Here is an 18,691-nt window from a genome sequence, read left to right as displayed (position 1 = left end):
AGACCGAGGTTCCCATGCCCCGCCGCCTGATTTCCACCGGCTCGCCGTTCGAGAAGACCGCCGGCTACAGCCGCGCCGTCATCGACGGCGATTTCGCCTTCGTCGCCGGCACCACCGGCTACGACTACAGGACCATGGTCATTCCCGCCGATGTCACAAGCCAGGCGCGCAACTGCTTTAGGAACATCGAGGCGGCGCTCAAGGAAGGCGGCTTCGCGATGGCCGACATCGTCCGCGCCACCTACTACATCACCGACCTCGCCGATGCGGACGCCTTCTTTGCGGTCTGCGGCGAAGTTTTTAGCGAGATCCGCCCGGCCACAACGCTCCTCGTCGTCGCGGGGCTCTACAAGCCCGAGATGAAGATCGAGATCGAAGTGACCGCGAAACGCCGCACCGCCTGATCCCTCCATTCCCACGAATTTCTGTTTCCGGAGACCAACTGATGAACGCCCTCGCAAAAATTCACGCGAAAGTCACTGGCCCCATCGTGATGATCGGCTTCGGTTCGATCGGCAAGGGCACGCTGCCCTTGATCGAGCGCCATTTCGACTATGACAAGTCGCGCTTCGTCATCATCGATCCGCATGAGGATGGCGAGCTCGCCAAGAAACACGGCGTGCGCTTCATCAAGCAAGCCGTGACCCGCGACAATTATCGCGAATTCCTGATCCCGCTGCTTACCGAAGGCGGCGGCCAGGGCTTCTGCGTCAACCTCTCCGTCGACACCTCCTCGGTCGACATCATGACGATGTGCCGGGAGATCGGCGCGCTCTACATCGATACCGTGGTGGAGCCCTGGGCGGGTTTCTATTTCGACAAGAACATCGGTCCCGAAAAGCGCTCCAACTACGCCCTGCGCGAGACCTTGCTCGCCGCAAAGCACAAGAGTCCGGGCGGCACGACCGCCGTCTCCACCTGCGGTGCCAATCCCGGCATGGTATCCTGGTTCGTCAAGCAGGCGCTGCTCGACATCGCCCGCGACACCAACACGCCCTTCAACGAGCCGAAGAGCCGCGAGGGTTGGGGTCAGCTCGCGCAGAAGCTCGGCGTCAAAGGCATCCACATCGCCGAGCGCGACACCCAGCGCTCCAGGAATCCGAAGCCGATGAATGTGTTCGTCAACACCTGGTCGGTGGAAGGGTTCGTGTCCGAGGGCATGCAGCCGGCCGAGCTCGGCTGGGGCACCCATGAGAAATGGATGCCGGATAACGGCCGCCAGCACACCGAAGGCTGCGGTGCGGCGATCTATCTGCTGCAGCCGGGCGCCAACACCCGCGTGCGTTCATGGTGCCCGACGCCGGGGCCGCAATACGGCTTCCTCGTCACCCACAACGAGTCGATCTCGATTGCGGACTATTTCACGCTACGAGATGGCAACGAGGTGATCTATCGCCCGACCTGCCACTACGCCTACCACCCAGCCAACGACGCCGTGCTGTCGCTGCACGAGATTTTCGGCGCGACCGGCAAGATGCAGCCGAGCTGGCACATTCTGGACGAGCACGAGGTCGTCGACGGCATCGACGAGCTCGGCGTACTGCTCTACGGCCACGGCAAGAACGCCTATTGGTACGGCTCGCAACTCTCGATCGAGGAGACCCGCCTCGTCGCGCCTTACCAGAACGCGACCGGCATGCAGGTGTCGTCCGCCGTGCTCGCCGGCATGGTATGGGCGCTGGAGAATCCCACCGCCGGCATCGTCGAGGCCGACGAAATGGATTTCCGCCGCTGCCTCGAAATTCAGATGCCGTATCTCGGCCCGGTGAAAGGGTTCTACACCGACTGGACGCCGCTGTCGGACCGGCCCGGCCTGTTCCCGGAGGATATCGACACGTCGGATCCCTGGCAGTTCAGGAACGTGCTGGTGCGGTAACACCGCAACACAGGCGCTGCAGCGCACATTGTCCTTCCATGGCCCTCGACCGGCGTAGAACTACGCACGGGAACCCGGCGCCGTGTAAACAGTCGATTAATCCAATCGCGCCATCCTGAAGGGTGAATTTCTGCGAGGGCCCTTGGGCCGTCGCCAAGCTTTTGAGCGGCGGCTCCGTCGATGGAGCGAGCAACATGCGCAGCATCATTGCCATCGTGCTGTCGGCGGCGGCACTGGCGTCGTGCACGCCCGAGAGCGGCAGCAATGCTGACGTCACGGGCTCGATCGACAATTGCGCCCGCAAGCTTTTCAGCCAGTACAATCCCAAGGACAAGAAGCAGTGCGTCGCGGTGTGCATCGCCTGCGAGCGCGGCGTGGTGACGACCTGCTCGACCGCCTGCACGCTCAGGGGCGCACAATAGTCGCACCCCTGCGGCGGATCTCCGTTACGCGACGCCGCCGAGATAGAGCCGCTTGACGATATCGTTGGCCTTCAATTCATCGACCGACTGCGCAGCCACCGCGATCTCTCCGTGAACGATGATGTAGCCGCGGTCGGCGATCCGGATCGCCTGGTTGAAATTCTGCTCCGCCATCAGCACCGTCAGACCGACGCGCTGCTTGAGCTCGCCGATCTTGGCAATGGTTTGCGACACGAGTAACGGCGACAGCCCGACCGACGGCTCGTCGATCAAGAGCAGCCGCGGCGACGACATCAGCGCGCGCGCAATCGCCAGCATCTGCTGCTGACCGCCGGACATGGTGCCGGCGAGCTGGCTGCGCCGCTCCTTCAGCACCGGAAAGGTGTCGAAGACGAGCGCGAGATTCTGCTGGATGGCGCTGCGGGCCATTCTCCTGAACGCGCCGAGCATCAGGTTTTCCGTCACCGTCAGCTTGGGAAACAGCCGCCGCCCCTCCGGCACCAGCGCCACGCCGAGATCGACGATCGCCTCGGGCGAGAGCTTCGTGAGGTCATGCGCCACGCCGTCGATCGACAGCGCAAGCCGGCCGCTATCCGGACGCACCAGGCCCATGACGCACTTCATCAGCGTGCTCTTGCCGTTGCCATTGGTGCCGAGCAAGGCCACGGTCTCGCCGGCCTCGACATGGAGCGTGACGCCGCGCAGCGCCTTGACGGCCCCGTAGCCGGCATCGAGGCCTTCGATGGCAAGGCTAAGTGCCAAGATAGGCCTCCTGCACCCGCTTGTTGGCCATCACCTCGGCTGGCGCGCCGAGCGCGATGATCTTTCCGGCGTCGAGACACATCACCCGTTCCGAAAAGCGCATCACCGCCTGCATGATATGCTCGATCATGATGATGGTGATGTCTTCCTCGCCAAGGCTGATCAGGAGGTCGAGCACCTCGTCGACTTCGGAAGACGACAGCCCGGCCATCGCCTCGTCCGAAATCAAAAGCTTCGGACGCACCGCCATCGCGCGGGCAAGCTCCATCTTGCGCAGCTCGACCTGGCTCAGCGTAGCGCTCGCCGCGCCGGCTTTCGAGGCGAGCCCCATCCGCGTCAGGATCGACATCGCGATTTCTTCCTCCGCCGCGGCTGAACCGGCGGCGGCGAAGTCGAGCCCGACCATGAGGTTTTCCAGCACCGTCATGCTCCTGAACGGCCGCGGAATCTGGAAGCTGCGGGCGATGCCACGGCGCGCGCGCAAGTGCGGCGGCAATTGCGTGATGTCCTCGCCGCAGAACACCACGCTGCCGACCTGCGGCTTCAACGCGCCGGAGATGCAGTTGATCAGCGTGGTCTTGCCCGAGCCGTTCGGGCCGATCAGGCCGAACCGTTCGCCCTTTCGGATATCGACGCTGATATTGTCGAGCGCGGTGAAGCCGCCGAAGGTCCTTGTCAGAGTCCCCACCTGCAGCAGGGGTGCGTCGCCGGCTGCCGTATTCATTGCTTGCCCCCCGCGCGCAGACGGTAGCGCGGCCGCAATAGCCCAATGATGCCCTTCGGCGCGCCGACCACGAACAGCACCAGCATGATGCCGAGCACCAGCACGTTGACCTCCGAGGAGATGGTCACGGCGAGGAGCTGTTGCGTCGAGCCGAGCAGGATGGCCCCTAACACCGGGCCGATCCAGTGCGCGGTGCCGCCGATCAGCGCCATCGCCAGCGCCGACACCGAGTAGCTCAGGTTGAACGCCGAGGACGGATCGGCATATTGCAGGTACATGGCAGCGGGCGCCCCGGCCGCGGAGATCAGCGCGCCCGAGATCATGCAGGCGATCAGTTTCAGCTTCAGGGTCGGCACGCCCGTGCATTCGGCGGCGAGCTCGTCGTCCCTGAGCGCCTGCAGGCCACGGCCGATCCGGGAAGTCTGGACGTAGCGCGCGATCGCAATGGCGATGACGGCCAGGACGGCCTGCACGAAAAACAGCATCTTCACATAGCTGTCGAACGGCGCCATCACCGGCGGCCGCTGGATCTGGATGCCAGCCGCGCCACCGACGAACCGCCAGTTCATCACAAAGGTCTCGATGATGATCGCCAGCGCAATCGTCGCGATCGAGAAGAAGATGCCGCGCATCCGCAAAGTGAGGAGGCCAACGCCAAAGCCGAGCGTCATGCCGACGACGGCGGCGGCTGCGATCTGCACCACGAGCGGCGCGCCCGTCGCCTTGAACAGCGCTACCGCCGTATAGACGCCGACGCCGAAAAAGGCGTTGGTGCCGAAATTGACGTAACCGGCGTAGCCGCCGAGGATGCTCCAGGCAACCGCAAGCGCGATGAACTGCAGGATGACGTAGCCGGCAAAAAACGGATATTCGTTGCGGACGATCTGCGTCATCGACAACACGGCGACCAGGAAGACGGCGACGGCGGCCCAAAATGCAATGCTGTGGTTGCGCTTGTTCATCGGCCGAGCAGACCTTGCGGCCGGACGGCGAGCACGCCGAGCAGCATTGCGAACGAGATCGCCGGCGCCCAGGAAGCCCCGAACAACGTCAGCACGATGGATTCGGCGACGCCGAGGATGATGGCGGCGATCAGCGTGCCGCTGATGCTGCCGAGCCCGGCCATGACGACGACGCAGAAGGTCCGCCCGATATAGGCGCGATCGAGCGTCGGCTCGACCGGCGCCACGATGATCAGGAGCGCGCCGGCGATGCCGAGCACGGCAGTGGCGATGCCGAAGGCAAATTGCTTGATGCGGACCGGATTGGCGCCCATCAGCCGCAACGCCTCCTCGTCCTGCGCGACCGCGCGGATCGCGCGGCCCATGAAGGTTTTCGACAGATACACGGCAAGCAGCACCGTCAGCGCAAGCGCCACCGCGAAAGCCACCAGTTGCCGGATCGGTATCCGAAACTCGCCGAACCGCCACGACTTGCCGATATAGGTCGCGGAAACCGAGCGCTGGTCGACGCCGAATTGCAGGATGATCAGCACCTCGATGATGAAGGCGATGCCGAAGAAGAAGGCGATGCCGCGGACGGCGGCATCACTGCCGCGCCGCTCGAAGGTTTCGTAATAGACGCGGTAGGCCAGCAGGCCGAACACGAAGAACAGTGGCGTGATGGCGAGGCCCGCCAGCAACGGGTCGATGTCATAGCTCTCGTTGAGCTGGAATACGCCATAGGACGCCAGCACCAGGAACGCCGGATGCGCAACATGGGGAACATCGAGCAAGCCGAACGAGACGGACAAGCCGACGCTGACGGCTGCATAGAAACAGCCGAGCAGCACGCCGAGCACGACTGCCCCAAGCAGCAGGTCCATCGAAAACAATTCAAGTCCCCCCTTGGCCCTGAGCCGGAAAAGCCACGAGGGCTAGTTTCGGGCAGTCTCGAAGGGAGTGATGAGCTCTCCGGTTTTCAATTTGTCAGGGAATAGAATCACCTGCTTGCCGGAGGAACGGAACTGCTCGATATCCTTGTCCTTTACACCGCGGAACTGGGCCTGCAGGGTCGCCGTTTCCTTGCGCTCGCCATCGGCTGAAAACGCGATCGACCCGACGATGGTCTTGTGCTCGTTGTCGCGCAGGTATTTCGCGATGCCCTTCTGGTCGAGCGACTTGGTCGCGCCGACCGCCGCCTCGATCATCTGGCCCATCGCATAGCCGAACGGCGCCAGATAGTAGCCGAGCGGATCGACCTTGGCCTCGACGGCGCGCTTGGTGTACTTGTCGAAAAATTCCTTGGTGCCGTCGAAATACATGCTCTTTTCCGGCAGCCAGGTATTGTAGTTCACGACGCCGTTGAGCAGCGAGCCGAGATTCGACATCACAGCGGCAAATTGCAGACCGACCATGCCGCCGCCGAAAATCTTGACGCTGTCGCCGATCCCGATCTCGTTCACGGCACGCAGGATGCCGGCCGAATCCGGCGGATAGGACGCGACATAGACGATGTCGGGCTTGGCCGCCTTCAACGCGCGAATGATGGACGAAAATTCAACCGTGTTCGGCGGGTAGACCTGGTCGAAAACGATCGGGATATTGCGCTTCTTGGCGACGTCCCGCGCCGTGAGCGCGAGGTTTTGCGCGAATTCCTGATCCGCCGTTAACAGCGCCATGTTCTTGCCGCCGGCCTTTTGCGCCAGGTCGAGGAACGAAGCCGCCCAGCTATCGGCCGGCCCCCAGGGTGCATTGTTGAACCACATGTCGTGGCCGACCTTGCTGTTCACCTGGAACGAGAAATTCCCCATCAGCAAGAGGCCGCGCTGCTTGACGAACGGCATGATCGGCGCGGTCGGTACCGTTGCATAGGGCGCGAACAGCAGGTCGACCTTATCAACATCGACCAGCTTGGCGTAGATCGCGGGCGTCTCCGATGCGCTCGACTTGTCGTCATAGACGACCAGTTCGACCTTGCGGCCGAGCAGTCCACCCTTGGCATTGACGTCGTCGCGCCAGATCTCGATGCCGAGCAACGACGCCTTGCCGCCGCCGGCGAGGCCGCCGGTCTGCGGCATCGACATGCCGATCTTGATCGGCGGCTGCTGGGCAAGAGCGCTCGACCCGTGCCCTACCACCGCGACGGCCATTGCGCCGCCCAGGAATGTTCTGCGTTTCATCGATTCCCCCTTGTGTCGTTTATGTCGTTGTATTTCTGCGTCCGCCGGATCTTCGCCCGGCTGCGGTGGAGTGGATCGCGTCAGTCTCGGGCTAGCCGCCGGCACCCGCCGAGGCCGGTTCGCTTTTGGCTTGTTTCATGATCGCCGACGGATCGGCGCCGACGCGCCCGCTGGTCTTGTCGGCGGCGCTTTCGCGCGACAACCGCATGTCGAAGCGGATGCTCGGCATGCCCTTGATCGGGCAGTCCGGATCATTGGCTACCACGTCGACGGCAAGATCGCCCGACGAGCCGAACACGACATCATCGGCCAGATGGGGATCGTCACGCAGATAGAGCGCCGTGACCAGTTCGCGATAGCCGGCTGCGCCGACCAGGAAGTGAATATGCGCCGGCCGCATGCCATGCCGCGCCTGCGCCTTCACCATCGCGCCGACCGGGCCATCCATCGGGATCGAATAGCCGAGCGGTTTGACGGTGCGCAGCACATAGAGGCCATCGGCATCGGTGGCGAACACACCGCGGTAATCGACCGAGGTCGCACTGGCCTGGATGTCATAGAGGCCATCAGCGCCGGTCTGCCAGATCGAGACGGTGGCGCCCGCGACCGGTTTGCCCGCGGCATCGGTGACGCGGCCATACAACACGCACTCGCTGCCGGGCTTCGGGTTCTTGGCGATCGAACTGCCGGCTGCAAGCGTCGGCGTGGCCTCGCGGTAGAACGGGCCGAGCAGACTGGTGTGGGTGGCTTCCTCAAGCGCGGTTGCGTCGTGCAGTCCGTTGACGAGCGCCGAGAGGCCGAGCGTGTCGGATAGCAGGATGAATTCCTGCCGTTCCGGCGAACACATCTTGCCGGCGGCAGTCATGAATTCGATGCCCTTGATCCATTCCGCGGGCGTCAGGTTGACCTCGCGGGCGAAGGCATGGAGATGTTTTACCGCCGACGCCATGATCTCCTTCAGGCGAGGGTCTGGCGTCGTCGCCATCTGGTCGAGCACGGCGTCCGTGATCGTTTCCGGCGTTAACTCACGCATGCGTCACTCCCTGATCTGCCGGCCGTTACTCGACCTGCCGGCTGTTTTGCAGCAAGCCTAACCGCTTGTTGGGGATCAACACAAGGCGTTCGAAGGCGAGGCCTGCGCCCTCTCCTACGAATTGATACGGGCGAATAGGTTACATGGCCCACACACTCGCGCATCAAACGAGCGCGGCAGGGCCTCCGCCCACGATTTTGCGATTGCACAATCGGCGCAACGGCAGTGGGATCATTTTTCCTTTTCGCGGATCGGCGGCGCGGTCTTCTCCGCCGGCGCCGGCGGCAGCGCGGGCTGAGCGCCCGACTTCTGCGCATCCGGGTCTGGACGGGCAGGCTGCGGCGGAACGTCTGATGGCCTTTGCCCGGTCGTGCCCGGTTCGGACGGCGCAGGCGGCGCGGGCGGTTTGGTTTCTGCGTCTGGCGTCGATTGCGTTGGCGGCGTCGCCTGCGCGACGTTCAGGGAATCGCGCGCCACGATCTCGCTCAGCGACAGGGCCGAAATGATTAGCCCGACCGCGATCAGCGTGGACGCGCCCAGCATTTCCCTTCGATATTTGCGTTGACGGGCATCGGCAGGCATATCGTTCGACCCACAAAATGGTTCGTGGGCTCAACGGCCGGCAAGGCCCATAGTTCCGCGGGGAACCTGTATGGTAACTGGCCCGGGACGCCTAGAATTCGGAAGATACACATCCTAAGCCGTGTTTCCGATTGAGTTGCCGCCCCATTTCTTCGCCGGAGCCACGCAAAAGGCTCTGGGCCACTACTGGCGGCGCCGCGGAGCCCCAAGAAAAACAAAACACACGACGAAATCCCGATATGTCGCCCCGTGGTCTCCGCGGCAATCTTGTCGGAAGAGGATTAGCGAAATGACTGAACGAATTTCGTTGGAAGGGAAGGTCGCGGTTGTGACTGGGGCAGGCCGCGGGCTGGGGCGGGCACACGTCGAACTTCTCGCCGAACGCGGTGCCCGGGTCGTGGCAAACGACCTAGGGACCGACGTATTGGGGTTCGGGAAGGACTCCACGATAGCGGAACAGGTGGCCGACCTCATTCGGTCACGTGGAGGTGAGGCAATCGCGAATGACAGCGATGTTTCCACCCCTGAAGGTGGTAGCGACCTGATCGCGATGACCATCGAGCATTTCGGGAGAATAGACCTTCTCGTGAACAACGCTGGTATCTGCGGAAGCCAGCTATTCGCGGACGCTACCCTTGACGATTTCGATCGCTATTGGCGCGTGCACGTCGGCGGGCCGGTTAACACGGTGAAGGCTGCCTGGCCCTATATGGCCGCACAACGCTATGGGAAGATCATCCTCACTACCTCAGTCAGCGGCCTGTTCGGACTACGTGGCCAAGCCACCTATGCGGCGGCCAAGTGCGCAGTAGTCGGATTGATGCGCATTCTTGCAATTGAAGGTGCTGAGCATGGGATTCTCGTGAACACCATTTCGCCAGTCGCGTACACGAGGATGCACCCCGCCGCTGGATCCCGCTTGGCTGAAGCAGATGGAAGAGCCGCCATGCCGGTTGAGGCTGTTGCGCCAGCGATCGTTTGGCTGGCAAGCGATAGTTGTTCGGAGACGAACAGGATCTACAACGTAGGAGCCCGAGCAATCCAACGTATCGCTATCGTCATGGGACCTGGCTTCTACGATCCACATCTGACACCCGAGAGCATCGCCGAGAACTACGCAAAGGTCGAATCGATCGAGGGCTACTCCGAACCAGGCCCGTTCGAGCCTGGTGGTGCGTAGACACAGACACCTGCAACGGCGAAACGATGAGACGTCAATTGGTGGTTACAGCGGCAAACGACGAGTGCTCGCGACTCTCCTACTCACCAATGTCGTCGGGTCAGCCGCTCATGCAACTCGGCTCGGGCGAGGAGATAGGACGAATAACCGCCGAAAACCTGGTAGTCGCGAAGTACGTATTGCTGATCGGGTACGCCTGTTAAGTCTCGGCCGCCGTGGTTGAAGGCGGGTTTGGTGGTCACGAGTGACGCAACGGGCACAGACCAGTGTCAGGGCGGTCGTTTTCTAGAATTCCAGCATCCCGGCGTCGCCGTCCTCAGTGCCGAAGGCCAGCAACGTGCCCTTCGCGTTCCAGGCCAGCGCCGAGACCGGCTCGCTGCCGTTGCGGCGCACCAGAATTTCCGCGCCATCCTCGAGCCGCACGATCAGCACGGTGCCGTCACTATAGCCTGCGGCCATGATGTCCTGCTTCGGATGACAGGCCACCATGGAAACGCGCGCCTGCAGCGGCGCCAACATCGCAGGCTCCTTGCCCATCGGACCATCCTTGCTGGCGAATGGCCAGATGATCACGCTGTCCGCACCCGACGTGGCGAGCCCCTTGCCGCCCGCGCTCCACGACATCGAGCGGACGCGGCCGGGATAGCCGCTCATCCGCATGTGCCTGTTATCGGCAAGCCGCCAGCCATGCAGCGCCGGCTCGTGCATCGCGGTGACCAGGAATTTGTTGTCGGGGCTGAAGGTGACGGCGAGATGCGAGCCGGCCCATTCCAAAAATTCCGGCTTCGCCGCCATGTTGGGAAACCACAGCGTCACGCCGTTGTAATGGGCGACCGCCACGCGCAGGCCTTTTGGCGCGAAGGCGAGGCCGCCGACGGTCGACGGCGCATCAAAAGTCTTCTCCTCGCCCTTGCCGCCGCGGACGAACGCCGTCTTGCCAGCCGACCAGGCAAATGCGCCATCGGGATGCAGCGCGACATTGTCGATCCAGCGCCGTTTGGCGTCGGTCGCAAGCACCGACGTCTCACCCTTTGCATTCAATGCAACGAGCTTGCCGTTGTCGCCACCGGTGACGACGCGCTTGCCATCGGACGCTGTGCAGAGGATGGCGCCGCTGTGCACGACCACATGGGAGGTTTCGCCGGTGGCATCGGCGATTGCGACTTTTTCCTCGGCGCACACGAAGGCAGCGCGCTCGCCGAGGAAATGCACGGCGGAGACGGGTGCACCAACCGCAACGGATTTCACGCGGTCGGTCAGGGATGCAATGGTGAGCTGTTCGGAAGACATGATTTCCGTCTCACGCAGCAATGCAGCTTTCGAAACCTTCGCGGATCGCCTTTTCCGGCAATTCGCGGCCGATGAAGACGACGCGGCTTTCGCGCGGCTCGCCTTCCTTCCACTTCCGCTGATGATCGCCTTCCAGCATCATGTGCACACCCTGGAACACATAACGGTCGTCGTCGTCGGTGAAGGAGAGGACGCCCTTCGAGCGCAGGATCTTCTGGCCCTCGGTGGCGACGAGGGTTTGCAGCCACGGCATGAACTTGGTCGGGTCGAGCGGCTTGTCCGACCGCAGCGACAGCGATTGCATGTCCTCGTCGTGGTAGTGCTTCAATCCGCCATGGCTGTGGCTGTGATCGTTGTGATGATGGTCATGATGGTGATCATGATCGTGATGGTGATGATCGTCTCCGGCGTCGAGGAATTCCGGCTCGATCTCCAGAATGCGATCGAGATCGAACGCGCCGCGTTCCAGCACGTCGGATAGCGCGACCTTGCAGCGCTCGGCGCGGTGCAGCTTTGCATATGGATTGATGCCGCGAATTCGGGCCTCGACTTCGGCCAATTCCGGTTTGGAGACGAGGTCGGTCTTGTTCAGCACGATGACGTCGGCAAACGCGATCTGGTTCTTGGCTTCCGGCGCGTCCTTGAGACGATCGCTCAGCCATTTGGCGTCCGCCACGGTGACGACTGCGTCGAGCCGCGCGTTCTTCTGGACGTCTTCGTCGACGAAGAAGGTCTGCGCCACCGGCGCCGGATCGGCCAGCCCCGTGGTCTCGACGATGATGGCGTCGAACTTGCCCTTGCGCTTCATCAGGCCGTCCATGATGCGGACGAGGTCGCCGCGCACGGTGCAGCAGATGCAGCCATTGTTCATCTCGAACACTTCCTCATCGGCGCCGATGATGAGGTCGTTGTCGATGCCGATCTCGCCGAATTCGTTGACAATGACGGCGTATTTCTTGCCGTGGTTTTCCGACAGGATGCGGTTGAGCAGCGTGGTCTTGCCGGCGCCGAGATAGCCCGTCAGCACGGTCACTGGAATTTTTTGGGAAGAAAGTTCAGACATAATGGCTCCGGAGCGGAAATGGTTTTGCGCACCGGCAGCAGGGAGGCCCCTGCCCTATGGGCTCAGCGCGCTGGTCAGGGCCTTTATATTGTGCCTGACCATCGCAATGTAAGTGGGAGAATCGCCCTTTTCGCCGGTCAAGCTGTCGGAATAGAGCGTTCCGCCGACCCTGGCGCCGGTCTCGACCGATATCCGGCTCATCAGGCGGGGGTCGGAGATATTTTCGAGAAAAACTGCCGGTATTTTGGCCGCCCTGATCTGGGTGATGATCTTTGCGACATCGCGGGCGCTGGCCTCGGATTCGGTCGATACGCCGACCGGCGCAATGAATTCGATGCCATAGGCGGCGGCGAAATAACCGAACGCGCCGTGGGTCGATATCACCTTGCGACGGCCTTCCGAAATTTTGGCGACTGCCTCGCGCACCTCGCGGTCCAATGCGTCGAGTTGCGCCAGATAGGCGCCGGCGTTGGACTTGAAGGTTTCGGCACTGGCGGAATCGGCGGCCACCAGCGCGTCGCGGATATTGGCCACGTAGATCTTGGCGTTGGCGACCGATTGCCAGGCATGAGGATCAGCTACCGAGCCGAGCTTGAGCGGCGTAATGCCGGTAGTCGTGGTTACGATAGTCGCCTTTCCGCCGGCGGATTTGACGAGCCGCGACAACCAGCCCTCGAACCCAAGACCATTGACGAACACAAGCTTTGCACCCGCAACCCGTTTGGCGTCCGAGGGCGCCGGCACATAAACATGCGCATCGCCGTCGGGCCCGACCAGCGTCGTGACCTCGACGCGATCGCCGCCGACCTGGCGAACGAAATCGCCGATGATTGAGAAGCTCGCAACGACGTTGAGGCGATCCTCGGCGCGGGCCGGGCCTGCGACCGCGAGCATGGCGAAAGCGATAAGCCAGTACCGGATCATGACTACGCCTCGAGATGACGGCCGGGAAACATCTGCCGGACCAGACCGCTGACAGGGCCGAACAACAGCGATGCGACATACAGCACCGCCGCGATCAGGATGACCGCGGGGCCTGAGGGAATTTTAGTCTGAAACGACAGCACCAGTCCGGCATAGCCCGAGACAATCGCGCTCGCCACCGCGATGCAGATCATGCCGGTGATGTCCCGCGACCAGAACCGGGCGATGCCGGCGGGCAGGATCATCAGGCCGACGCCGAGCAAGGTGCCGAGCGCATGAAAGCCGTTGACCAGGTTGATGACGACCAGCGCCAGGAACGCCAGATGCGCGGGCGCGCCGGCGCGAGAGACGGTGCGCAGGAACACCGGATCGACGCATTCGATCACGAGGGGACGGTAGATTACCGCCATCACCAAGAGTGTAATCGTGGCGTTGAAGGCGATCACCAGCAGCGTCTGGTCGTCCATCGCGAGGATGTTGCCGAACAGCACGTGTAGCAAGTCGATATTGGTGCCCTTGATGGAGACGATGGTAACGCCGAGCGCCAGCGACACCAGATAGAAGGTCGCGAGCGAAGCGTCTTCCTTCAACTCGGTGTTGCGCGCGACGAGGCCGGCGAGCAGCGCGACCGTAAAGCCCGCGATCAATCCGCCCGTCGTCATCGCGAACAGATTCAACCCCGAGACCAGGAAACCGATCGCAGCGCCCGGCAGGATCGCATGCGCCATGGCGTCACCGACCAGGCTCATCCGCCGCAGCATCAGGAACACGCCGATCGGCGCGGCGCCGAGCGCAAGCGCGATCACGGCGGCGAGCGCGCGGCGCATGAACTCGAATTCGATGAAGGGCGCGAACAGCGCGTCGTACAGCATCAGGCCGCCCGTGATGGCATATCGGCGGCGCAAGCGGCGGCGCTGTCGTCGAAGGCTTCGCACATCTTCATCGCCACGAGCAGGTTTTCCGGTGTCAGCACTTCGGCGGTCGGCCCCCACGCAACCGGCCCGCGCGCCAGCAGCAGGGTTTCGGGGAAGTGGCTTCGCACCATCTCCAGATCGTGCAGCGCCGCCAGCACGGTGCGCCCCTCGCCATGCCAGCGCCGGACCAGTGCGATCAGGTCCGCCGAGGTTTTCGCATCGATGGCGTTGAACGGCTCATCCAAAACGATGAGGCGCGAATCCTGCAGCAGCACCCGCGCAAATAGCATGCGCTGCATCTGCCCGCCGGACAGCGTGCCGATCGCGCGGTTTTCAAAACCGTTGAGCCCGACCGCGGCGAGCGCCGCCAGGATCTTCTCGCGCGCGGCCTTGCCGATGCCGCCGAACGGACCCGTCGAACGCCACAGCCCGCTGCCGACGAAATCAAACACCGAGATCGGAAAGCTGCGGTCGATGTCGACGCTCTGCGGCAGATAGGCGATGTCCCTGCTATCGAGACCGCCGAGACCAATCGCGCCGGACAGCGGCTTGAGGATGCCGGCCACTCCCCGGAACAGCGTCGACTTGCCGGCGCCGTTCGGCCCGATCACCGCCATCAGCGCGCCCGGCGCGACCTCGCCGTTGAGGTGATGCACCGCCGGATGCCGATCGTAGCCGAGCGTGACGTTTCGAAATTTTATCTGCGCGGTCATGCTCACCTCATCGCCACCAGGACAACGGCCCACAGAGCGACGCTGACGGCGAGCGCTGCGGCAAGGCGGGCTGACACAGTCATCCGCAGGATCGACCAGGGCGCGGCCTGCGCTGGATGCGGCGTCGCCGGGCCGTGGCTGTGGGCGTGAGCGTGATGCGCGTGGTCGTGGGAGTGAGGCATGGATCGACGTTATAATATAACATTACGGGAGTCCACGAGGGGCGTGGCCGTAGATCGGTATTCTCAAAGGGTACCGTCTGTCATGCCCCGCGAAAGCGGGCATCCATTACGCTACGGCCTGATTGGCGGGCGCGCCAGCAATCGAGCGGACCCGCAAAGAGGCCGCCAACCGAGGCGCCCCCTGTCATAAGGCTTTCAAATAGGTTTGCTTGTGTTTCGTTGGCTGGCTATGGCCGCTGCCTATGGGGCAGGACAATTAATGTGGCTGGCAGGGACCGTCTGAATTTCAGAGCAAGGCAGGCGGTCCCGCTAAGCCCTCAAGCTTCGAGTGGAAGGCTGGATCGTGAGACGATAGGCAACGAGCGTGGTGCCGTCTGTTGCCTCCAGCGCCATATCGCAGACTGGGCAGTGATATTCGCCCTTGGTCCCAACCTGAGACGAAAGCTCAAGCCGTCTGAATCCCGCCCCGCAGTTTGGGCAGGTTACGTCGCCCTTCTTCATGTACACCCCTACATCGGCTGGTCCGCCCCGGCGGGGCGAGTCTTAGCCGATATTCACGGACAGAACCAGTTCATCATCCGGTGAACTGCGGGGTTTCTGCCGATCTATGATTTACGATCATATAAAAACATCTTGAGCGTGCACCTCACGGCTTGCCGATCACCATCGCGATCGCGGCCGCCAGAAACGGAAACGGCACCGAGACCACGGCGCGAAACCAGACGAAGCGGGCCGGCATGAAGGGAATTTCCCAGAGGATCATGCGCTGAAAGGCGAACAGCGCCCAGGCGACGACATAGGCGATCACCTGCGGCGGGCCGCCGCCGACTTTCAGCGCCACCGCGCCGATCGAAAAGCCGACCACGGGGCCTCCGGGCGTCGCCGCACCCGCAATCACCGCAGTCAGCACGCCGAGCCAGCCGCTGTCGGGGCCGAGCCAGCCGGTGATGACTTCCGGCGGGATGACGGCGGCGATGTAGCCCGAGCCGATCACGCCGAGTGCAATGCGCGGCACGATGTTGATGAAGTCCATCGAGCCTTCGCGCACCGACGACACCAGCACGACGCGGCCTCGCCGCCAAGCCATGAAGCCGAGAATGGCGACCGAGGCCCACAGCGTGATGTCGATGATCAGCGCAGACGCCGTCACGACGGCTCGCCCTTCGGATACATCCGCACGAAGACGACGCGGCCGAGCCAGCCTGCCAGCACGGGGATCGGCAGCGAGATCACAATGCGCCACAGCGTGAAGTCGGTGCCGAGAATCGGCAGCTCCCAGGCGACGGCGCGGCCGTAACCGATCAGCGTCCAGCTCACGACCATGGCGATGGTGGCGCCGAAATCGGCGCCGACCGTGAGCAATGCCGCCGCCACCGGATAGGCGGTGAAGGGACCGCCCGGCAGGATCGCGCCGAATGCCGTTCCGATCAAAAGTCCCTTTAGGCCCGATTCCGGCCCGAGCGATCGCGAGACTTTGTCGTGCGGCAGAATTTCCGCGATGAATCCGCCGAGCAGGCAGCCGGCCAGCACGCGCGGGATGATTTCGCCGAACAGCAGGAGATCGTGGGTGAGAATATTGAGCACGCCGTCGATGCCGTCGCGCCGCCACACCAGCGCAGCGCAGATCGCGACGAGCGCGCCGATCACGATCATCGACCAGCCGACCGGCTTGCGGGCACGCCGGGGTTTTGGCTCGGCGTCGTCGGCTGGCGCCGGGTCTGTTGGCGGAGGTTCTGACAAGGCCGTGCGTTGGCGGGTGAAGCGGATCCATCCTGCTTAGTCCCGCGCGTGTGGCGAAGCAAACGGAAGCTCGCGCGATACCCATGCGCATCTCAAGGACGCCCATGCGAGGACGTCACGCGGTCATATGGCGGTTGGTTCAGGTGAACTGACGCACCAGTGCGAGACCGCCGAACAGCCCGACAATCGAAAGCATGACGGAGCCAATCACGTAAAGCGCAGCGAGCCCAAGCTCGCCGCGCTCGTAGAGCAGCGCGGCATCGAGCGAATAGGCCGAGAACGTGGTGTAGCCGCCGAGGACGCCGGTCATCAAAAACAGCCGCCAGGGCTGCGAGGCCTCGCCCTTGAAGGCGAGATAACCCGCGATCAGCCCCATCGCGGTCGAGCCTGATATGTTGATGATGAATGTGCCCCAGGGAAAGCTGGTGCCGAGGCAGCGGGCGCAGGCGAGATTGATGAGATGACGCAGCGTCGCGCCAAGGCCGCCGCCCAAAAAGACCAACAAATAGCTTGTCGCGTTACCCACTATTGCCCCGGTGTTCACCCTCCCCTCGAGGGGGAGGGTCGACGCGAATGAAATGAGCGGCGGGGTGGGGTGAAGGTCTATCCACTCGAACAGTGTTCGAGCTGAGAGATCACCCCCGCCCCGGATCGCATTCCGCTTCGCTGCATGCGAACCGCCCCACGAGCGAGCTTTGCTCGTCTCGGACCCCTCCAGGGGAGGGTGAAACGGCGTTGATGCATCGCCATTTCATGTTCGCTTGTCGGCGAGACGTTGCGTATCCACCGCGCCTGGTCGTTACGCTCCGGCCTTGCCGAACAGCTCGTCGACATAGTCCCAGTTGATCAGGTTATCGCAGAACGCCTTGAGATAGTCGGGACGGCGGTTGCGATAGTCGATGTAGTAGGAGTGCTCCCAGACGTCGCAGCCGAGAATCGGCGTCGCGCCGTAGACCAGCGGGCTCTCGCCATTCGCGGTCTTGGAGATTTCGAGCTTGCCGTTCTTGACCGACAGCCAGCACCAGCCAGAGCCGAACTGGCCAACGCCGGCGGCGGCGAAATCGGCCTTGAACTTCTCGAGCCCGCCGAGGTCCTCGGTAATCTTCTTATCCAGACGGCCGGGCAGCTTGCTGCCGCCGCCATTCGGCTTCATCCAGTTCCAGAAATGCAGATGGTTATAATGCTGGCCGGCATTGTTGAACACGGCCGGATTCTTGCCGAACGAACCCTTGACGATCTCCTCCAGGGACTTGCCTTCGAATTCAGTCCCCTTGATCGCGTTGTTTCCGTTGGTCACGTAAGCTTGGTGATGCTTGTCGTGGTGGTACTCCAGCGTTTCCTTGGACATGTGAGGCGCAAGGGCGTCGTGGGAATAGGGGAGATTGGGCAGCGTGAAGGTCATGGGGTGATGTCCGAACTGATGGGAGACGAAGTCTAACGGGAACCCTTATAGAAGGTTCCATTGGTCTTAAACACCGCATTTTGGCAAAACGGCAGGGGTCTTGCGTAACGCCCCTCCGCGTCCAGCGTATGACGGATAAGGGCGCCGCGACGAGGGAATGACATGAGTATCGAGATCGACGTCCTGAACGGCGAGGCATCATGGCCGAGGGCCGAACCGCTGATGAACGCGGTGTGGCCGCGCGATGTCGTGGAAAAATTGCCCTGGGGTCACGTCAAATGGGCCCACGCCGATCTGCGCGTGCTGATTGACGCACCGGAGGATTCGCCCAGCCTAGGACTTGCCTGCCATGTCGGCATCTACTTCCGTGACGCTACTTGGGACGGGCGCAAGGTTCATGTCGGCGGCATTGGCGGCGTCTCGACCCGGGCGGATTGCCGGGGACGCGGCTATGCGACGCTGGCGCTGAACGCCGCTGTCAGGACCCTGCGCGACCACGAAGCGGTGCGCTTTGCGATGCTGTTCTGCGAGCCGCACAATGAAGCATTCTATCAGGCGCGCGGCTGGCATGCGTTCAACGGCGAGGTCTATGCCGAACAGCCGGAGGGACGGGTTCGCTTCGAGGCCATGGCGCCGTTCGTGTTCGATTTTACCCGCAAACCGCGCGACGGCGTCATCGACCTATGCGGCCTGCCGTGGTGACCCCTGCAGCGGCGCGGGGGTGACTTGCGTCGGCCCGGTCGGATAATATGTCATCCATAAT

General features: G+C 62.9%; 22 protein-coding genes. 5 read left to right on the top strand and 17 right to left on the bottom strand.

Features of this window, described 5'->3' with window-relative positions; genetic code table 11:
• The first annotated feature begins 14 nt into the window (after positions 1-14).
• The 3 genes from V1273_RS05480 (at position 15) to V1273_RS05470 (ending at position 2,298) form a co-directional block, all read left to right on the top strand.
• The gene (locus V1273_RS05480; protein WP_334366613.1) at positions 15-404 is read left to right on the top strand and encodes a RidA family protein; all 390 of its coding nucleotides are present in this window, start codon (positions 15-17) and stop codon (positions 402-404) included.
• 41 nt (positions 405-445) lie between these two features.
• Positions 446-1,876: a homospermidine synthase gene (locus tag V1273_RS05475; protein WP_334366612.1), complete on the top strand. Its 1,431-nt coding sequence runs from the start codon at positions 446-448 to the stop codon at positions 1,874-1,876.
• Between the two features lie 194 nt (positions 1,877-2,070).
• A complete protein-coding gene (locus V1273_RS05470) occupies positions 2,071-2,298 on the top strand; it encodes a hypothetical protein (protein ID WP_334366611.1) in 228 nt (75 codons plus the stop codon).
• A 24-nt stretch (positions 2,299-2,322) separates the two neighbouring features.
• On the opposite strand, the gene V1273_RS05465 is transcribed toward V1273_RS05470, so the two are convergent.
• The 7 genes from V1273_RS05465 to V1273_RS05435 all read right to left on the bottom strand — a co-directional run bounded on the left by V1273_RS05465 (position 2,323) and on the right by V1273_RS05435 (position 8,481).
• Complete coding sequence (locus V1273_RS05465; RefSeq protein WP_247510408.1) at positions 2,323-3,060, bottom strand: ABC transporter ATP-binding protein; 738 nt, start codon at positions 3,058-3,060, stop codon at positions 2,323-2,325.
• Positions 3,050-3,784 carry an ABC transporter ATP-binding protein gene (locus tag V1273_RS05460; protein WP_334408960.1) on the bottom strand — a complete coding sequence of 245 codons (735 nt, stop codon included), beginning with the start codon at positions 3,782-3,784 and terminating at the stop codon, positions 3,050-3,052. The genes V1273_RS05465 and V1273_RS05460 overlap by 11 nt, the downstream gene beginning before the upstream one ends.
• On the bottom strand, positions 3,781-4,746 hold the full coding sequence (locus V1273_RS05455) for a branched-chain amino acid ABC transporter permease (protein ID WP_334383716.1): 966 nt from the start codon (positions 4,744-4,746) through the stop codon (positions 3,781-3,783). Before V1273_RS05455 ends, V1273_RS05460 begins: the two co-directional genes overlap by 4 nt.
• A complete protein-coding gene (locus V1273_RS05450; protein WP_334408958.1) occupies positions 4,743-5,609 on the bottom strand; it encodes a branched-chain amino acid ABC transporter permease in 867 nt (288 codons plus the stop codon). The genes V1273_RS05455 and V1273_RS05450 overlap by 4 nt, the downstream gene beginning before the upstream one ends.
• A 51-nt stretch (positions 5,610-5,660) precedes the next feature.
• Positions 5,661-6,905, bottom strand: a complete 1,245-nt coding sequence (locus tag V1273_RS05445) for an amino acid ABC transporter substrate-binding protein (RefSeq protein WP_334366607.1) — start codon at positions 6,903-6,905, stop codon at positions 5,661-5,663.
• Positions 6,906-6,996: 91 nt separating this feature from the next.
• A complete protein-coding gene (locus V1273_RS05440) occupies positions 6,997-7,938 on the bottom strand; it encodes a dioxygenase family protein (protein ID WP_334383718.1) in 942 nt (313 codons plus the stop codon).
• Positions 7,939-8,169: 231 nt separating this feature from the next.
• Positions 8,170-8,481, bottom strand: a complete 312-nt coding sequence (locus V1273_RS05435) for a hypothetical protein (protein WP_334408957.1) — start codon at positions 8,479-8,481, stop codon at positions 8,170-8,172.
• Between the two features lie 328 nt (positions 8,482-8,809).
• Here V1273_RS05435 and V1273_RS05430 point away from each other — a divergent pair, with 328 nt between their 5' ends.
• The gene (locus V1273_RS05430; RefSeq protein ID WP_334408956.1) at positions 8,810-9,700 is read left to right on the top strand and encodes an SDR family NAD(P)-dependent oxidoreductase; all 891 of its coding nucleotides are present in this window, start codon (positions 8,810-8,812) and stop codon (positions 9,698-9,700) included.
• Between the two features lie 285 nt (positions 9,701-9,985).
• Here V1273_RS05430 and V1273_RS05425 read toward each other — a convergent pair whose 3' ends face one another.
• The 10 genes from V1273_RS05425 to V1273_RS05380 all read right to left on the bottom strand — a co-directional run bounded on the left by V1273_RS05425 (position 9,986) and on the right by V1273_RS05380 (position 17,928).
• Positions 9,986-10,990, bottom strand: a complete 1,005-nt coding sequence (locus V1273_RS05425) for a WD40 repeat domain-containing protein (protein WP_334408955.1) — start codon at positions 10,988-10,990, stop codon at positions 9,986-9,988.
• A 10-nt stretch (positions 10,991-11,000) separates the two neighbouring features.
• On the bottom strand, positions 11,001-12,053 hold the full coding sequence (locus V1273_RS05420) for a CobW family GTP-binding protein (protein ID WP_334408953.1): 1,053 nt from the start codon (positions 12,051-12,053) through the stop codon (positions 11,001-11,003).
• 54 nt (positions 12,054-12,107) lie between these two features.
• Positions 12,108-12,977 (bottom strand): metal ABC transporter substrate-binding protein, encoded by an 870-nt coding sequence (locus V1273_RS05415; protein WP_334408952.1) that lies wholly within the window; start codon positions 12,975-12,977, stop codon positions 12,108-12,110.
• A gap of 2 nt (positions 12,978-12,979) precedes the next feature.
• Positions 12,980-13,849 (bottom strand): metal ABC transporter permease, encoded by an 870-nt coding sequence (locus tag V1273_RS05410; RefSeq protein WP_213289001.1) that lies wholly within the window; start codon positions 13,847-13,849, stop codon positions 12,980-12,982.
• Positions 13,849-14,604: a metal ABC transporter ATP-binding protein gene (locus V1273_RS05405; protein WP_028350500.1), complete on the bottom strand. Its 756-nt coding sequence runs from the start codon at positions 14,602-14,604 to the stop codon at positions 13,849-13,851. Before V1273_RS05405 ends, V1273_RS05410 begins: the two co-directional genes overlap by 1 nt.
• 2 nt (positions 14,605-14,606) lie before the next feature.
• Positions 14,607-14,786, bottom strand: coding sequence for a hypothetical protein (locus V1273_RS05400; RefSeq protein WP_249734433.1), 180 nt, complete (start codon positions 14,784-14,786; stop codon positions 14,607-14,609).
• 646 nt (positions 14,787-15,432) lie between these two features.
• The gene (locus V1273_RS05395) at positions 15,433-15,873 is read right to left on the bottom strand and encodes a hypothetical protein (protein WP_334369153.1); all 441 of its coding nucleotides are present in this window, start codon (positions 15,871-15,873) and stop codon (positions 15,433-15,435) included.
• 59 nt (positions 15,874-15,932) lie between these two features.
• Positions 15,933-16,526 carry a permease gene (locus V1273_RS05390; protein WP_334408951.1) on the bottom strand — a complete coding sequence of 198 codons (594 nt, stop codon included), beginning with the start codon at positions 16,524-16,526 and terminating at the stop codon, positions 15,933-15,935.
• A 139-nt stretch (positions 16,527-16,665) separates the two neighbouring features.
• Positions 16,666-17,052 (bottom strand): fluoride efflux transporter CrcB, encoded by a 387-nt coding sequence (gene crcB / locus V1273_RS05385; protein WP_334408950.1) that lies wholly within the window; start codon positions 17,050-17,052, stop codon positions 16,666-16,668.
• Positions 17,053-17,325: 273 nt separating this feature from the next.
• Complete coding sequence (locus V1273_RS05380; protein WP_334366598.1) at positions 17,326-17,928, bottom strand: superoxide dismutase; 603 nt, start codon at positions 17,926-17,928, stop codon at positions 17,326-17,328.
• Between the two features lie 162 nt (positions 17,929-18,090).
• Here V1273_RS05380 and V1273_RS05375 point away from each other — a divergent pair, with 162 nt between their 5' ends.
• The gene (locus tag V1273_RS05375; RefSeq protein ID WP_334408949.1) at positions 18,091-18,630 is read left to right on the top strand and encodes a GNAT family N-acetyltransferase; all 540 of its coding nucleotides are present in this window, start codon (positions 18,091-18,093) and stop codon (positions 18,628-18,630) included.
• The last annotated feature ends 61 nt before the right edge of the window (positions 18,631-18,691 follow it).

The sequence above is a fragment of the Bradyrhizobium sp. AZCC 1721 genome (genome assembly GCF_036924715.1).
Lineage (GTDB): Bacteria > Pseudomonadota > Alphaproteobacteria > Rhizobiales > Xanthobacteraceae > Bradyrhizobium.
The sequence above is the reverse complement of the archived record's forward strand: the minus strand, read 5'-3'. Positions and strand labels throughout refer to the sequence as shown.

Coding starts and splice junctions, on each gene's coding strand:
- V1273_RS05480 (WP_334366613.1), top strand. CDS start 15: ATGCCCCGCCGCCTGATTTCCACCGGCTCGCCGTTCGAGAAGACCGCC.
- V1273_RS05475 (WP_334366612.1), top strand. CDS start 446: ATGAACGCCCTCGCAAAAATTCACGCGAAAGTCACTGGCCCCATCGTG.
- V1273_RS05470 (WP_334366611.1), top strand. CDS start 2,071: ATGCGCAGCATCATTGCCATCGTGCTGTCGGCGGCGGCACTGGCGTCG.
- V1273_RS05460 (WP_334408960.1), bottom strand. CDS start 3,784: ATGAATACGGCAGCCGGCGACGCACCCCTGCTGCAGGTGGGGACTCTG.
- V1273_RS05455 (WP_334383716.1), bottom strand. CDS start 4,746: ATGAACAAGCGCAACCACAGCATTGCATTTTGGGCCGCCGTCGCCGTC.
- V1273_RS05450 (WP_334408958.1), bottom strand. CDS start 5,609: ATGGACCTGCTGCTTGGGGCAGTCGTGCTCGGCGTGCTGCTCGGCTGT.
- V1273_RS05445 (WP_334366607.1), bottom strand. CDS start 6,905: ATGAAACGCAGAACATTCCTGGGCGGCGCAATGGCCGTCGCGGTGGTA.
- V1273_RS05440 (WP_334383718.1), bottom strand. CDS start 7,938: ATGCGTGAGTTAACGCCGGAAACGATCACGGACGCCGTGCTCGACCAG.
- V1273_RS05435 (WP_334408957.1), bottom strand. CDS start 8,481: ATGCTGGGCGCGTCCACGCTGATCGCGGTCGGGCTAATCATTTCGGCC.
- V1273_RS05430 (WP_334408956.1), top strand. CDS start 8,810: ATGACTGAACGAATTTCGTTGGAAGGGAAGGTCGCGGTTGTGACTGGG.
- V1273_RS05425 (WP_334408955.1), bottom strand. CDS start 10,990: ATGTCTTCCGAACAGCTCACCATTGCATCCCTGACCGACCGCGTGAAA.
- V1273_RS05420 (WP_334408953.1), bottom strand. CDS start 12,053: ATGTCTGAACTTTCTTCCCAAAAAATTCCAGTGACCGTGCTGACGGGC.
- V1273_RS05415 (WP_334408952.1), bottom strand. CDS start 12,977: ATGATCCGGTACTGGCTTATCGCTTTCGCCATGCTCGCGGTCGCAGGC.
- V1273_RS05410 (WP_213289001.1), bottom strand. CDS start 13,849: ATGCTGTACGACGCGCTGTTCGCGCCCTTCATCGAATTCGAGTTCATG.
- V1273_RS05405 (WP_028350500.1), bottom strand. CDS start 14,604: ATGACCGCGCAGATAAAATTTCGAAACGTCACGCTCGGCTACGATCGG.
- V1273_RS05400 (WP_249734433.1), bottom strand. CDS start 14,786: ATGCCTCACTCCCACGACCACGCGCATCACGCTCACGCCCACAGCCAC.
- V1273_RS05395 (WP_334369153.1), bottom strand. CDS start 15,873: ATGGCTTGGCGGCGAGGCCGCGTCGTGCTGGTGTCGTCGGTGCGCGAA.
- V1273_RS05380 (WP_334366598.1), bottom strand. CDS start 17,928: ATGACCTTCACGCTGCCCAATCTCCCCTATTCCCACGACGCCCTTGCG.
- V1273_RS05375 (WP_334408949.1), top strand. CDS start 18,091: ATGAGTATCGAGATCGACGTCCTGAACGGCGAGGCATCATGGCCGAGG.